The sequence below is a fragment of the Oleiphilus sp. HI0061 genome (assembly GCF_001635675.1).
The window spans coordinates 1-775 of sequence record NZ_LWFE01000185.1; the positions used below are offsets into that span (position 1 = coordinate 1).

A 775-nucleotide genomic window follows, 5' to 3' on the forward strand; every position below is an offset into this window, starting at 1 on the left:
TGAAGCGAGTACTTCGTTTACTTGCGTCACTTGTAAGGAGATCTGCTTAGCCAAACTCGCTGTCTGTTCCAAGGTCGCTGACTCTGGCATATCGATAATAATCTGCACTTCATTTTTATTATCAAAAGGCAGAAGTTTTAAGGGAACCCAGCGCATCATAGGTAACATGGCTGCAGCTAGGAATAAGATCAGCACAGCCCATAAGACCCATTTTGCTTTTCTCCGATCATTCAAAAAGGGAGAGAGAACACGTCGGAAAAAAGGGCTCCCGCTATCAGCACGACTGTCCTCACCCTGTTCAGCAACAATGGCCGAAGGTTTCAGAAGTTTACTCGCCAACCAAGGCGTCACTAAAAATGCCACCAGCGTACTGACGCCGACGCTCACTGGCACATTGAAAGCCATCGGCGCCATATAGGGCCCCATCATTCCGGTAATGAAGGCAAGCGGAATAAATGCCAGGACGATAGTGATGGTCGACATTATCAAAGGCACTTTGATTTCTGATATCGCTGCAACAATTTGAGAGGCCGTACCAGGGTCCTGGCTTCCATCTTTGCCACGCAGCTTCTTTTTCAAATATCGTTCAATGTTATCGACACCAGTAATCGGGTCATCGACAAGTAAACCTAGTGATAGAATCAAAGCAAATAAGGTCACACGGTTAATGGTATAACCAAAAGCCATATCCAAGGCCAAGGTCACCCCGTAACTAATGGGTACCGCAATACCAACAACTAAAGCAGGGCGCCAGCCAAGGAAAACCGCGATAAAC

1 protein-coding gene is annotated in these 775 nt (G+C 46.8%); it reads right to left on the reverse strand.

Annotated features, from left to right (window positions below; all coding sequences use genetic code 11):
• The coding region (locus tag A3735_RS02190) for an efflux RND transporter permease subunit (protein WP_197485607.1) at positions 1–775 on the reverse strand (775 nt) is incomplete at both ends.